General features: G+C 70.2%; 10 protein-coding genes. 5 read left to right on the top strand and 5 right to left on the bottom strand.

Annotation, left to right across the window (positions count from 1 at the left end; all coding sequences use genetic code 11):
* Positions 1-48: 48 nt before the first annotated feature.
* Positions 49-1134: an ABC transporter ATP-binding protein gene (locus CJ022_RS04360; protein ID WP_101925445.1), complete on the bottom strand. Its 1086-nt coding sequence runs from the start codon at positions 1132-1134 to the stop codon at positions 49-51.
* Positions 1135-1550: 416 nt separating this feature from the next.
* Between CJ022_RS04360 and zwf the strand changes: the two genes are divergently transcribed.
* The 5 genes from zwf to CJ022_RS04335 all read left to right on the top strand — a co-directional run bounded on the left by zwf (position 1551) and on the right by CJ022_RS04335 (position 7421).
* Positions 1551-2975, top strand: a complete 1425-nt coding sequence (gene zwf, locus CJ022_RS04355) for a glucose-6-phosphate dehydrogenase (protein ID WP_101925444.1) — start codon at positions 1551-1553, stop codon at positions 2973-2975.
* The gene (gene glk / locus CJ022_RS04350; protein WP_101925443.1) at positions 2972-3970 is read left to right on the top strand and encodes a glucokinase; all 999 of its coding nucleotides are present in this window, start codon (positions 2972-2974) and stop codon (positions 3968-3970) included. Before zwf ends, glk begins: the two co-directional genes overlap by 4 nt.
* A complete protein-coding gene (gene pgl, locus CJ022_RS04345) occupies positions 3967-4719 on the top strand; it encodes a 6-phosphogluconolactonase (RefSeq protein ID WP_233198598.1) in 753 nt (250 codons plus the stop codon). The genes glk and pgl overlap by 4 nt, the downstream gene beginning before the upstream one ends.
* A 109-nt stretch (positions 4720-4828) precedes the next feature.
* Positions 4829-6745 carry a phosphogluconate dehydratase gene (gene edd / locus CJ022_RS04340; RefSeq protein ID WP_101925442.1) on the top strand — a complete coding sequence of 639 codons (1917 nt, stop codon included), beginning with the start codon at positions 4829-4831 and terminating at the stop codon, positions 6743-6745.
* A 22-nt stretch (positions 6746-6767) separates the two neighbouring features.
* Positions 6768-7421, top strand: coding sequence for a bifunctional 4-hydroxy-2-oxoglutarate aldolase/2-dehydro-3-deoxy-phosphogluconate aldolase (locus CJ022_RS04335; RefSeq protein ID WP_101925441.1), 654 nt, complete (start codon positions 6768-6770; stop codon positions 7419-7421).
* A 622-nt stretch (positions 7422-8043) separates the two neighbouring features.
* Here the strand turns inward: CJ022_RS04335 and CJ022_RS04330 are convergent.
* The 4 genes from CJ022_RS04330 to CJ022_RS04315 form a co-directional block, all read right to left on the bottom strand.
* Entirely contained in the window at positions 8044-11265 is a 3222-nt protein-coding gene (locus tag CJ022_RS04330) for a discoidin domain-containing protein (protein ID WP_101925494.1), read from the bottom strand.
* A gap of 276 nt (positions 11266-11541) precedes the next feature.
* Positions 11542-12393: a carbohydrate ABC transporter permease gene (locus CJ022_RS04325; RefSeq protein WP_101925440.1), complete on the bottom strand. Its 852-nt coding sequence runs from the start codon at positions 12391-12393 to the stop codon at positions 11542-11544.
* Positions 12390-13268, bottom strand: a complete 879-nt coding sequence (locus CJ022_RS04320) for a carbohydrate ABC transporter permease (protein WP_101925439.1) — start codon at positions 13266-13268, stop codon at positions 12390-12392. The genes CJ022_RS04325 and CJ022_RS04320 overlap by 4 nt, the downstream gene beginning before the upstream one ends.
* Positions 13258-14649: a sugar ABC transporter substrate-binding protein gene (locus tag CJ022_RS04315; RefSeq protein WP_101925493.1), complete on the bottom strand. Its 1392-nt coding sequence runs from the start codon at positions 14647-14649 to the stop codon at positions 13258-13260. Before CJ022_RS04315 ends, CJ022_RS04320 begins: the two co-directional genes overlap by 11 nt.
* Between the last annotated feature and the right edge of the window lie 25 nt (positions 14650-14674).

Raw genomic sequence — 14674 nt, 5'->3', positions numbered from 1 at the left:
ATTCCAGAGACCGCGACGCCGCGCGGTCGCCTGTCCCGGCGCGCCGGCTCAGCGGGTCAGGCGTTCGCCGCTGTCGACATCGAAGAAATGCACGCGGTCGGCCGGGACCCGCATCGGCAACGTGTCGCCCGGCACGGGCACGTGCTCGGGCGGCAGCCGCGCGACCAGCGCATGGGCGCCGAGGCGCAGGTTGACGAAGACTTCGCTGCCGACCGGTTCGACGACCTCGACCACCGGCGACAGCATCGCCGCGTCGGCCTCGGCCAGTTGCAGATGTTCGGGGCGGATACCGAGATCCAGCGTGCGGCCCTGCCAGGCGTCCGGCAGTGCGGCCGGGCCGAGCGCGAGCGATACGTCGTCGGCGCTGAAGGTCCAGGCCTCACCCTCGCGCTGCAACGTGCCACGCAGGACATTCATCGCCGGACTGCCCAGGAAGGTCGCGACGAACAGGTTGGCCGGCTGCTCGTACAGCGCCATCGGCGTGTCGATCTGCTGGATCTGCCCGTCCTTGAGCACGACGATGCGCTGACCCAGCGTCATCGCCTCGATCTGGTCGTGGGTGACGTAGATCATCGTCGTGCCGAGCTTGCGGTGCAGCCGGGCGATCTCGACCCGCATGCCGCTGCGCAGCTTGGCGTCGAGGTTCGACAGCGGCTCGTCGAGCAGGAACACCTGCGGCTGGCGCACCAGCGCACGGCCCAGTGCGACGCGCTGGCGCTGGCCGCCCGACAGCTGGCCGGGCTTGCGGTCGAGCACCTGGTCGAGTTCCAGCACCTGCGCGGCCTCGGACACGCGCGCGGCGATGTCCGCCTTCGGCTGGCCGCGCAGCTTCAGCCCGAACGCGAGGTTCTCGGCGACGCTCATGTGCGGATACAGCGCGTAGCTCTGGAAGACCATCGCGATGTCGCGATCCTTCGGTGCGACGTCGTTGACCACGCGCTCGCCGATCTTCAGCGTGCCCGAGGATATCGCCTCGAGCCCGGCGATCATCCGCAACAGCGTCGACTTGCCGCAACCCGACGGCCCCACGAGCACCAGCAGTTCGCCGTCGGCGACCTCGAAGCTCGCGCCGGCCACGCCCACGTGGCCATTGGGATACACCTTGCGTACCGCGTCGAATTGCACGTTGGCCATGCTGCCTCCCGGACTGAATCGGCATCCTGGCCCTCGGCGTGTCGGCACGACGCGAGCGCGCAGGATTTCGGATATTCTGGCATGTAATCGTTTTCAAGCCAGCGTCGACCCGCCCCTGCGGTCGGCGCGACGGATCGGAGACCCATGCCCCGCGAGATTCCGCCTGTGGATCGTGCCGCGCCACCCGCGCGACATCCGCCATCGTATGGAGCGACCCTGCATGGAACGGCCGCGCGCGCCGGTCGCGACGTGCGGTTCCGTAGCGTCGCAAGTGCGACGACGGAGGCGCGCGGGCACGGGAGCGCGCCGGGGTCTCACACCGCGCGCACCGCTGCTATCCTCCGGGATCGACCGCGTCCCGACGCGTCGTCCTTTCCCGCGTTTCCACCCTGAGCGACAAGGATTTCCTGGCGTCCATGCACGACTCCCTGCTGCTGTTCGGCGCCACCGGCGACCTGGCACAACGCTACCTGTTCCCGTCCCTGCTGCACCTGTTGCGCGACCGGCTGCTGCCGGAGAACTTCCGCGTCATCGCGATCGCGCGCAGCGATCACGACGACGCGAGCTTCCGCACCTGGCTGCGCGCCCGCTTCGAAGGCGACGACTACGAAGCCGCCGCGCTCGACCAGCTGCTGGCCTGCGTGCACTACGTCCCCGTGGACCTTTCCGACGCCGACTCGATGGCCGCCGCGCTGTCGCAGTACGCCGACCGTCCGGCGGTCAGCTACCTTTCGACGCCGCCGAACCTGTTCGCGTCGGCCTGCCGTGGCCTCAAGGCCGCCGGCCTGCTCGAGGCGCCGTCGCGCCTGGTGCTGGAGAAGCCGATCGGCCACGACCTCGCCAGCGCGCAGGAGATCGACGCGACGCTGAAGGCCGCGCTCGACGAGTCGCGGATCTTCCGCATCGACCATTACCTGGGCAAGGCGCCGGTGCAGAACCTGCTGGCGCTGCGGCTGGGCAACACGCTGTTCGAAGCGGTCTGGGAACGGCGCTGGATCGAGTCGGTCGACATCATCGTCGCCGAGACCGCGGGCGTCGATGGCCGCGAGGGTTACTACGCCGATTACGGCGCGCTGCGCGACATGGTCCAGAACCACATGCTGCAGCTGCTCGCGCTGATCGCGATGGAGCCGCCGGCGGCGATGGACACCGACAGCATCCGCGACGAGAAGCGCAAGGTCCTGCGCGCGTTGCGGCCGATGACGCCCGCGGCCGCCGAGGCCGACAGCGTGCGTGGCCGCTACCGCGACGGCGTCGTCGACGGCCGGGCCGTGCAGGGCTTCCAGTACGGCGAGCACGACGACGTCGAGACCTTCGTCGGCCTGCGCGCCTGGATCGACAACTGGCGCTGGGCCGGCGTGCCCTTCCGCCTCGTCACCGGCAAGCGCATGCCGTCGCGCACCAGCGAGGTCGTCGTGACCTTCAAGCCGGTGACCCATTGGCTGTTCGGCGCGGACGAGCGCAAGCGCGCGCGCGCCAACCAGTTGCGCGTGCGCCTGCAGCCGGAGGAGACCATCGAGCTCGGCCTGATGGGCAGCCTGGCGGCGTCGGAGTGGAGCGCCAACGAACTGCAGCCGATGTCGCTGGATCTGGCGATGCTGCCGCCCAAGCGCCGCATCGCCTACGAGCGGCTGATGATCGACGCGCTCAAGGGCGACCAGACGCTGTTCGTCCGCGACGACGAGGTCGACGCCGCCTGGCGCTTCATCGACAGCGTCAGCGCCGCCTGGCGCGAAGCCGGCACGCCGGTCCGGGAATATCCGGCCGGCAGCTGGGGGCCGACGGAGGCCTCGGCGTTCCTGCCGCGCACGCTGACCACGCACAACGGGCGCAAATCGTGACGGCGCCGCTGGCCCTGCTCGCCGACATCGGCGGCACCAACGCGCGCTTCGCCCTGGCCGACACCGCGAGCGCGACGCCGCTGCAGCTCGACAGCATCCGCGAGTTCGTCGTCGCCGATTTCCCCTCGCTCGCCGATGCCGCCCTGCACTACCTCGATGTGGTCGGGCAGCAGGGCGAGGCCGCGCTGGCGCATGGCGTGTTCGCCGTGGCCGGCCGCGTCGACGGCGACGAGGCCCGCATCACCAACCATCCCTGGGTGATCTCGCGCCCGCGCACCCAGCAGCGCCTCGGCATCGACGACGTCGTGCTGGTCAACGATTTCACCGCGCAGTCGATGGCGATCCCGCTGCTGCAGCCCGGCGACGTCACGACGATCGGTGGCGTGCCGTGGTCGGCCTCGACCGATCCGCGCGCACCGCGCACCTACGCCGTCATCGGCCCCGGCACCGGCCTCGGCGTCGGCGGGCTGATCGTCCGCGACGGCCACCACCATGCGCTGGAAACCGAGGGCGGCCACGTCAGCTTCCCGCCGGGCACGCCGGAGGAATCCGAGATCCTCGAACGCCTGTCCTCGCAATTCGGCCGGGTGTCCAACGAACGCCTGATCTGCGGCCCGGGCCTGGTCAACATCCACCGTGCGCTGAGCGAGATCGCCGGCGTCGATCCGGGCCCGCTGCAGCCGGCCGACATCACCGCCCGCGCCCAGGCCGGCGATCCGCTGTGTGGACGCACGGTCGATGTGTTCTGCGCCGTTTTCGGCGCGATCACCGGCGACCTGGTGCTGACCCTCGGCGCCTGGGACGGCGTGTTCCTGACCGGCGGCCTGGTGCCGAAGATGCTCGAGTCGATCCGCCACTCGGGCTTCCGCCAGCGCTTCGAACACAAGGGCCGCTTCTCACCGAACATGGGCCGCGTGCCGACGGTCGCGGTGCTGCATCCGCATGCGGGCCTGCTGGGCGCCGCGGCGATCGCGCGCCGCAGGGCGACCGCATGACCCCGCGCAGCGCGCCCGCTTTTGGCATCGGTGGCGGAATCGGCGACGATGCCCGCATGCAACTGCATGCCTACGAATCGGTCACCCAGTGGACCTGGGGCGCCGCGATCGCGATCTCCTCGGCGCTGTCGCGCGATCTGCAGCAGCGCAGCCGGGCCCGGCTGCTGCTGTCGGGCGGCAAGACGCCCGGGCCGGTGTACGCGGCGCTATCGAAGGCGCCGCTGGACTGGGACCGGGTCGATGTCGCCCTGGTCGACGAGCGCTGGCTGCTGCCCGAGGACCCGGACAGCAATGCGCGCCTGCTGCGCGAGACCCTGATCCAGAACAAGGCCGAGAAGGCGCGACTGGAAACCCTGACGCGCGCCGGCCGACCGTTCGACGAAGCCGTCGCCACCGCCAACCTGCACGCGCGCCAGCCGGCCGGCGTCGTGGTGCTGGGCATGGGCGACGACGGCCACACCGCGTCGCTGTTCCCCGGCATGGTCGGGCTGGAACGCGCGCTGCAGTCGCCGGCCGCCTACGTCGGCGTCGATGCCGGCGGCTCGCCGGGTGCCGGCGTGTGGCAGCGACGCATCAGCCTGACGCCTGCGGGCCTGGCGCCCGCGCACACGCGCATCCTGCTGGTGCGCGGCGAACGCAAGCGCGCGCTGCTCGACACGCTGCTGGAAAGCGACGATGCGACCGAATATCCCGCCCGGATCGCGTTCACCACGCCCGGTGCCACGCTGCACGTGCACTGGTGCCCCTGACGCGCGCATGCACCGATCGCGATGACACATCGCCTGCCGTTCCTGCCCTGAGGCGTTCCGCGTCGCCGCGCCGCCCGTTGTCCCTCCCCCACTCTCGTAGCCGCCGCCCATGAGCCTGCATCCCGTCCTCGACGCCGTCACCGAACGTCTCCGCAAGCGCAGCGCAGGATCGCGCCGTGCCTACCTCGACGGCATCGCGCGGATGCGCGACGAAGGGCCGCTGCGCGGCCGCCTGAGCTGCGCGAACCTCGCGCACGGCTTCGCCGCATGCGGGCCGACCGACAAGACCCGCCTGCGCAACGGGCCGACGCCGAACATCGGCATCGTCACCGCCTACAACGACATGCTGTCGGCGCACCAGCCCTACGAGCCGTACCCGGAATTCATCCGCGAGACCGCGCGTGCGCTGGGCGCGACCGCGCAGGTCGCCGGCGGCGTGCCCGCGATGTGCGACGGCGTCACCCAGGGCCGCGCCGGCATGGAGCTGTCGCTGTTCTCGCGCGACGTGATCGCCCAGGCCACCGCCATCGCGCTGTCCCACGACATGTTCGACAGCAGCGTGTATCTGGGCATCTGCGACAAGATCGTGCCCGGCCTGCTGATCGGCGCGCTGGCCTACGGCCACCTGCCGGCGATCTTCATTCCCGGCGGCCCGATGACGCCGGGCATTCCCAACAAGACCAAGGCCGAAGTGCGCGAGCGCTACGCCGCCGGCGAGGCCACGCGCGAGGAGCTGCTGGAAGTCGAGGCGCAGTCCTACCACTCGGCCGGCACCTGCACGTTCTACGGCACCGCGAACTCCAACCAGACCATGCTCGAAGCGATGGGCGTGCAGCTGCCGAGCGCCGCCTTCATCAATCCCGGCACGCCGCTGCGCGAAGCCTTCACCCGCGAGGCGGTCGAGCGCGCGCTGGCGATCACCGCGCTGGGCGAGGACTACCGTCCGCTCGGCGAGCTGATCGACGAGCGCGCGATCGTCAACGCGGTCGCGATGCTGATGGCCACCGGCGGTTCGACCAACCACACCATCCACTGGATCGCGGTCGCGCGCGCCGCCGGCATCGTGCTGAACTGGGACGACATGGACGCGCTGTCACAGGTGGTGCCGCTGCTGGCCCGCGTGTATCCCAACGGCGAAGCCGACGTGAACCGCTATCACGCGGCCGGCGGCAATGCCTACGTGTTCCGCGAACTGCTCGACGCCGGCCTGATGCACGGCGACATCCCGACCATCGTCGAGGGCGGCATGGCCCGCTACGGTGAGGAGCCCAAGCTCGACGGCACGCGCGTGCGCTACGCGCCCGGCCCGACGACCAGCGCCGACGACGGCGTGCTGCGCCCGGTGTCCGCGCCGTTCGAGGCCCAGGGCGGCCTGCGCCTGCTGCGCGGCAACCTGGGTCGCTCGCTGATCAAGCTGTCCGCAGTCAAGCCCGAGTTCCGCACCATCGAAGCGCCGGCCGTCGTCGTCGACGCGCCGCAGGCACTGAACCGGCTGCATGCCGCCGGCGCACTGCCACGGGATTTCGTCGCGGTCGTGCGCTATCAGGGCCCGAAGGCCAACGGCATGCCGGAACTGCATTCGCTGGCGCCGCTGCTGGGCATGCTGCAGAACCAGGGCCGGCGCGTCGCGCTGGTCACCGACGGCCGCCTGTCGGGCGCGTCGGGCAAGATTCCGGCCGCGATCCACGTGACCCCGGAAGCCGCGCGCGGCGGCCCGCTGGCCTTCGTGCGGGAAGGCGACATCATTCGCCTCGACGGCGAGGCCGGCACGCTGGTCGCCCTGGTCGACGACGCCGAATGGCGGGCCCGCACCGCGGCGCCGGACACTGCGCCCGCGCCCACCGACTTCGGCCGCAACCTGTTCGGTTTCAACCGCGCCAACGTCTCGCCCGCCGACCAGGGGGCGCTGTCGATCAGCTGCGGTCCGGCGACCGCCGAAGGCGGTGCCTGGGACTACGATGCCGAATACGATCTCGGCGCGGATGCGGCCGCCGCCGCCGCGCCCCACGACGAAAAGGACAACTGATCCGATGGCCCACGCTTCCCCGATGTCCGAGCGCCAGCAGCGCGCCGCCGACTTCCTGCGCGATGCCGGCGTCTTGCCGGTGATCACCGTGCACAGCCTCGACGAGGCCCGCGCGATCGCGGATGCGCTGCTCGAAGGCGGCTTGAACACGCTCGAACTCACGCTGCGCACGCCGGTCGCGATCGACGCGCTGGCGATGCTCAAGCGCGAGCGCCCGGACATCGTCATCGGCGCCGGCACCATCCGCAACGCCGACAACATCCGCGCCTCGATCGACGCCGGCGCCGACTTCCTGGTCACGCCGGGCACGCCCGCGCCACTGGCCCAGGCGCTGGCCGACGCGGCGATTCCCGTCGTGCCCGGCGCGGGAACGCCGACGGAATTCATGGCGCTGTACGACCTGGGTTTCCGCAACTGCAAGCTGTTCCCGGCCAACGCGGTCGGCGGCCTGGCGATGCTGAAGGGCCTGGCCGGCCCGCTGCACGACATGCGCTTCTGCCCGACCGGCGGCATCTCCGAAGCCAACGCGGCCGAGTTCCTGTCGCAGCCGAACGTGCTGTGCATCGGCGGCTCGTGGATGCTCGACAAGGCCTGGCTCGCCGCAGGCGATTTCGCCCGCGTCCGCGAGACGGCCGCGCGCGCAGCCCAGATCGTGCGCGAGGTCCGCGCGGGCTGACGCCGGGCCGCCTCTGGCCGCCCCGCCCTGTCGCTCCCGACACCGCGCCGCGGCCTGCCGGCCCACTCGACGCCACATCCTGTAGGAGCGCGCGCGCTGGGGCAGCCCGGGAAACGCCTATCGCGCGCGAGCGCGCTCCTGCATCAATTGCGTCGTGCGTCTCCGCGGACGCGCGTTGCGCCCTCGGTCTGATGGCGCCCGGTGATCTCCGGGACGTTGCCGGTTTGTGGACGATCTTCGTCGGGCCGGCCTCGCCTTTGGCAGTCAGGCAGCCCCGCCGCAACCACGCGTCCGCCACCCGCAGTGCAGGAGCGCGCTTACGCGCGACGGAACGTCGCGCGAATACGCCAATCGCGCGCAAGCGCGCTCCTACAGGCATCGCTCCCGCGTGTGTGCGGCATGGCCTGTACCCGACAGCCCGGCAATTCGCGGCGCGTGTGCGAGCCGCTTTTCTGGGGGCAACCTGCGCCGGACGGCCCATGTCACATGAAGTCAGCCTGGCCGCGCCGGAGCGCGGACCATCACGAATCCCGGGAAACCGGCGCTCTGGGAGCGCGCGCGCTCACGATGGGCGTTCCTTGGAATGCCCATCGCGCGCTAGCGCGCTCCTACAAGAGCCGCATCAACCGGCGCCGGCGATCCGTACCGTCGCACCGGCGCGATTGATGCGCAGCTCGTTGCCGTCCCACTGCGCGGGTAGGCCGTCGATGGTCGTCGCGCCCGGCACGCTGGCGTACGGCCATTGCAGCACCAGACCGCCGTCTGGCAAACCACTGTCGGCATCGATATCGAGCAGCAGCGCGTCGCCGTCGCGGCGCAGGTGGTAGCCGACCGTGCCCTGCGGCGTGCGCATGCCGTTGAGGCGCACGCCGGTGCCGTCGAACCACGCGGCGGGCACGCCCGCGGCAAGCACCAGACTGTCGTCGACCTCGCGCACGTAGGCGAACATGTCGAGCGCCGAGCGGACGAAGTCCGAACCGACCCAGGCATGCGGCAGGTCGCCGAGGAAGAACGGCGTGCGCGGCGTCGGCGTCACGACTTCGCCCCACTGGTTCCAGGCCAGTGGCGCGCGGTGGTCGAAGAACCACTCGCGCACCTCGTTGGCGCGCTCGCGCCAGCCCAGGCGCACGAACGCGGCGACGTTGCGCCATTCGTAGGGCGTGTAGTCCTTCCATGGTTCGCGGCCGTCGCGGCGATCGCTGAACTTGGTCCAGTAGCGCTCGAAGGTGTTGGTCAGCAGCGGCTCGGGCAGCCGGCCCTGCTCGCCGCCCGGGGCCAGCGCGATCGTCGTCGAGGTCGCATCGAAATCGCCGAGCTCGGCCGCGCCGGGCAGATAGTCGATGTCGTGCTGGTCCGCCGCCGCGCGCAGCGACGCGTCGAGATCCACGCGGAACTCGTCGCGCGCCGCGGTCATCCGCGCGACGTCGCCGGTCTTGCCCAGCGCCTCGGCGACCTCGACGGCGTCCTTGTAGCCGCGCAGCGCCCAGAAGTTGTCCCAGTACGAGTGCATCGGCTTGGCGGAATAGCCCTCGTGGCTGATCGAGGCCGGCATCATGCCGTAGAAGGCCGCGTTGACCGCGCGGTTCTCCTCGGTGCGCTCGCTGGCGCGCAGCACTTCCATGTACTCGAACGCGCCGAGTACATGCGGCCACATCGCGGCGAGGAACGCGTCGTCCTTCGTGTAGCGCCAGTATTCGGCGATGTTGAAGATCAGCTCGCCGTGGCTGTCGTTCTCGGGCACCGGATCGCTGCCGCGGTCGTCGACGCAGCACGGCACCATGCCGTTGTCGAACTGGTACGGCGCGTACCACTCGACGTATTCCTTCACCACTTCCGGCCGGCCCATGCGCAGCAGGCCTTCGGAGATCATCGCGCCGTCGCGGATCCAGCTGCGTGCGTACGAGCGCGTGCCCGGCTGCAGGCGCGGCCCGATGCGCGAGATCAGCATGTGCGCGAGCGACGTGCGCAGCGTATCGGCCAACGGCTTGCCGGCCTCGGGCACCTCGATGCCGACCTCGCCCAGCTTCGCGCGCCATTCGTTGGCGACCGCGTCCTGCAGGGCCTGGGCGTCCCCCGACCAGCCCGACGGCGCATCACCGGTCATCGGAATCAGCAGGTCGAACTCGCGCGATTCGCCCGGCGCCAGGGTCATGCGGTAGACCAGCGCGCCGGAGGCCAGCGCCTGCGGATCGTCGACCTCGGTCGTCGCCGGCAGCGTGCCCGATGCCAGGTGTTCGACGGCCATGCCCGCATCGAAGGTCGACGCGAACGCCTGTTGCGCCGGCGCGCGCGTGAACACGCGCGGCGTGCCGTCGACCGATACCTGCGACGGCGTCATCGCCAGTGCGCGCAACGGGCTGACGCCGCCGATGGTGTTGAGGAACTGGGTCGGCGGATTGACCTGCATCGGCCGTACCGCGAGCGCGAGCTCGTAGGCGCGCGACTGCGTGCCCGGATTGGTCAGCCGGTAACGCGCGACGAGCTGCGAGTCGTCCGGCGTGCCGCGGGCGAAGCCGGTCACGCGCAGCCCGACCGCCGCATGCGTCCAGTCGACGCTCGGGATCGGCAGGTAGTCGTCCTGCAGCGACTGCGCGACCGTGACGTCCGCCCACGACACCAGCGCGTCGTCGACGCGCACGAAGGGCTCGATCGAGAAGCCGCCCTTGCCGACCTCGATCGCGCCGTCTTCGCCGATCAACCCCTGCTCGAAGCCGCCGTCGAGGCCGAGGATCGTCCAGTACGCCTGCTCGCCGCTGAAGCCGCGCGGGAAGTGGCCTTTCGGCTGCTCGGCCGCGACCGCTTCGATGAAATCGTTGGGGTGCGCGGAGACCGACAACGGCTGCACCTTGGCATCGGCCAGCGCGTAGTCGACGCCGGGGCCGGCCGTCAACGACAGGCCCACGTAACGCGCTTCGGATTCCGGCAGCGACAACCAGTCGACGCCGCCATTGCCCCCCGTCACCGTGCGCACGTCGCGCCAGCGGTTGCCGTCCTCGGACAGGCGCACGGTGTACTCGGTCGCATGCGCGCCGTCGCGCCAGTGCAGGCGCAGGCCGCCGAACTCGCGCGCCTGGCCCAGGTCCAGGGACAGCGTCTCGGGCACGCCGACCGGCGCGACCCAGGCGGTGCCGATCTCGTCGTCGATGGCCGCGCCCGCGCGTGCCGGCGTGGATTCGGACGCCGCCGCGGCGAAGGCGAGCGGACTGCCGTCGTCGACCGGTAGGGTCTCGAAGGTCAGCGTGTCGAAGCACACCGAGCCCTTGCCGCCGGCGTTGTTGTAGATCGTGAATTCGAGCTTCTCGCTGGCGCGCAGGGTCTTGTCCGGATCCGGGCCCCAGGCCTTGTCGATGTGGCGCTTGCGGTAGCGCACGTCGGTCCATGCTTCGGGGAAGGCGTGCTTCGGCCGGTTGACCCACCACACGTTGTCGCCACTGGCGTCGATGACCTTGAACTGCAGGTCGTTGGCCGGCGAGTCGCCCTGCAGCTGGAAACCGAAGCGGTAGTTCTCCGGATACTCCAGCGGCAGATCGCGCTGCACGCCGACATAGCCGGACACGCCGTTGAAATCGTAGTCCAGGCACATCGCCTTGCCCGCCGGGCCGTCGATGGCGCGAAGCGCGCCGCTGACCTGGTTCGAGGTCAGTACGCGCCATGCGGACAGATCCTCGAAATCGTCGAGGACATCCACATCCGCGCCGCCATTCGCGGCGTCCGTGCCGGCGCCTGCGTCCGGGGACGGCGAGACGTTGCACGCGGCAAGTGCGACGACGAGTGCGGCGACGCCGGCGGCGCGGGCGATGCCGCGAGGTCCGACCGGGGCGCCAATATTGCCGGCCAGCGTCATGTCGGGATCGGCAGGCGCGCCGGGGGCGCGGGTGTCGAGGATCTTCATGCGATGCGTGGCTCCGTGGTTCGGGTCGATAGTGCGAGGCTTCTGCAGGCGCGAGCTTGCGCGCGGTACCGCGTCAATGCGTGACTGGGCGCGCGCACGCGCGCTCCTGTCGCTGGATGTCCCGGTGCGATCCCTGGCGGGACCGCCGATATTCCGGTGGATGCGACCCGCCCATCCTCGGCCGGGCATGCGCCGGCGCGAGAACCCGTGGTTCGCAAGCGCGCCGGCTCACCCTTTGACGCTGCCGAGCAGCAGGCCCTGGATGTAGTAGCGCTGCAGCGCGAGGAACAGCAGCAGCACCGGGATCACGGTGACGACGGCGCCGGCCATCATCATCTCGACGTCCTGGATGTGCTCGCGCGACAACGCGGCCAGCGCGACCGGCAGCGTGTAGTTGGTCTGGTCGGTCAACACGATCAGCGGCCACATGAAGTCGTTCCACGCGGCCATGAAGGTGAAGATGGTCAGCGTCACCAGCACCGGCTTGAGCATCGGCAGCACGATCTGGAAGAAGATCCGCAGCTCGCCGGCGCCGTCGATACGCGCGGCCTCGAGCAGCTCGTCGGGAATCGAACGTGCGTACTGGCGCACCAGGAAGATGCCGAACACCGTGGCCAAGCCCGGAATGATCACCGCGCCGAAGCTGTTGACCAGGCCCATGCCCTTCATCATCAGGAACAGCGGCAGCATCGCGACCTGCGCGGGAATCACCAGCGCGGCGAGCAGGAGCTGGAACAGCCGTTCGCGTCCCTTGAAGCGCAACTTGGCGAAGGCGTAGCCGGCCATCGTATTGATCAGCAGCGCGCCGACGGTGATCGCCGCCGAGACCATCAGGCTGTTGGCGAAGTAGCGGCCCATGCCGGCGCGCGCGAACAGCTCGTGGTAGTTGTCGAAGGTGATCGCCGAGGGCAACAGCGGCGGCGGAAACCCGCTCGCCTCGCCGGTCGGCATGAACGACACCGACAGCATCCACGCGAGCGGCGCCAGGGCGACGATCGCCAGCGCCGCCAGGGCGCCGTTGACCGCCCAGGCCGACCAGCGCGTGGCGCCGACTTCGTGATACGCCGCGATCCGGCTCATACCAGCTCCCGCTTGCGCCCGAAGCGCAGCAGCAATGTCGTGACGCCGAGGATGATGAGGAACAGCAGGAACGCCACCGCCGACGCGCGGCCGAGGTTCCACCACATGAAGCCTTCCTCGTACATGAAGTACAGCACGCTGACCGTGCTCTGCAGCGGATCGCCGCGCGTCATGACATAGGGCTCGGCGAACAGCTGGAAGTAGCCCGACACCGTGATCACCGCGACCACCAGCAGCACCGGGCCGAGCATCGGCAGCGTGACGTGCACGAACTGCTTCCAGCGCGAGGCGCCGTCGATGCGCGCCGCCTCGTACAGGTCTTCGGGAATCGCCGCGAGGCCGGCGATGAAGATCACCATGTTGTAGCCGAAGTTCTTCCACACCGCGAACAGGATGATCGTCGGCATGGCCCACGTCGGATCGCCGAGCCAGTCGACCGGCGCGATGCCGATCTGGCCCAGCGCCCAGTTCACCAGGCCGTAGCTGGTGTGGAAGAGATAGCGCCAGATGACCGCGACCGCCACCAGCGTGGTCACCACCGGCGCGAACAGCGCCGTGCGGAACAGGCCCTTGAAGCGGGCGACCTTGGCATTGAGCAGCAGCGCGGCGCCGAGCGAGACCCCGATCGACAGCGGCACGCCGATGACGACGAAGTACGCGGTGTTGCCGAGCGATTTCCAGAACAGCGGCGTCTGCAGCAGTTCCACGTAATTGCCGAGCGCGACGAAGCGCAGGTGGTCCATGTCGGACAGCGCATACAGATCGAAGTCGGTCAGGCTCAACAGCAGCGCCGACGCGACCGGGATGCCGAAGAACACGCCGAGCACGATCAGCGCGGGTCCGGCGAAGATCCAGCCTGCGGTACTAGCGCGCATCGGCGATCTCCGTGTGGGGGAGCGCGCCTGGGCGCGACGGGGCGGTGCCGCCTGCGTCGTCGGCGCGCGATGACGTGTGCCCGGCGGCGCCATTCGCGCGCGGGCGCGCGCCTGCCGAGGCGGCCTCTTCTTCCTGCTCGCGCACCCAGCGCCGCTTCTCGAGCAGCGTGTCGACGCGCGCATCGAGCTCCCGCAGCGCGGCGTCCTGCGACACGCCCCCGCGCACGACGCGCTCGCTGGCGAGGCGCATCTCCTGCACGATCCGCTCCCACTCCAGCACCTGCGGCGTCGGCTTCACCCGCTCGAGCTGGTCGCGGAACGCCTGCGCGTATGGATCCTCGCGCAGCTGCGGGAACTCCCAGGTGCTGCGCCGCGGCGGCAGGTTGCCGATCATCGCGTGGAAGCGTTGCTGGATGTCGGGACGCGACAGGAATTCCATCAGCTGCCAGCTCGCGTCCTTGTTCGGCGAATCGCGGAACAGCACCAGGCTGGTGCCGCCGGCGATGCCCGCCCCCGGACCGTCCGGGCCTGGCAGCGGCGCGGTGCCCCACGCATCCTGCAGCTCGGCCGGCATGCGGTTGCGGAACTCGCGGATGTTCCACGGACCCGATACGTAGAACGCGAAGAAACCGCGCCCGAATTCGTCCCAGACGTTGGAAATCTGGGTTTCCGACATTCGCGGCGCCCAGCCCTGCTCGAACAGGTTGGCGTAGAACCCCATCGCGCGGCGGAAGCCGGGACTGGCGAAATTGCCACGGGTATCGTCGTCGCGCAGCAGCGGGTCATTCTGCTGCAGGCCGAACGAGAGCAGCTGCTCGAACTCGTTGAGCGGCACCATCACCGCGTAGCGTTCCGGGCCGACGTGCTGTTTGACCGCGGCCATCGCCGCTTCCCATTCGGCCCAGGTCTGCGGCAGCGTCGTCACGCCCGCAGCCGCGAGAATGTCCTTGCGGTAGAAGATCAGCCGCGTGTCGATGTACCAGGGCACGCCCAATAGCGTGTCGTCGATGACGTTGGTGCGCCAGATGCCGGGAAAGTAGTCGGTCTCGTCGATGATCGGCGACGCGTCGACGCGCGACTGCAGCGGTTCCAGCGCGCCGAGCACGGCGAACTCCGGCACCCAGGTATTGCCCAGCTGGCAGATGTCGGGCAAGGCATCGGCGGCGAACGCGGTCAGCAGCTTCTCGTGCGCCGAGGTCCACGGAATCTGCTGGACCTCGACGCGGATGCCCGGGTGCGTGGCCTCGAATTCGCGGACCAGTTCGGAAACGACCTCCGCCTCGCGCCCCATCGCCCAGAACCGGACGACGGTGTCCTCGGACGTGCGCGCGCAGCCGGCCAGCACCAGCACCAGGGCAGCGAGCGCCAGCCACGACCGCATGCGCCCGCAACGCAGGCGCGACACG

The sequence above is a fragment of the Luteimonas rhizosphaerae genome, from assembly GCF_002849595.1.
Taxonomy (GTDB): Bacteria; Pseudomonadota; Gammaproteobacteria; order Xanthomonadales; family Xanthomonadaceae; genus Luteimonas; species Luteimonas cellulosilyticus.
The sequence above is the reverse complement of the archived record's forward strand: the minus strand, read 5'-3'. Positions and strand labels throughout refer to the sequence as shown.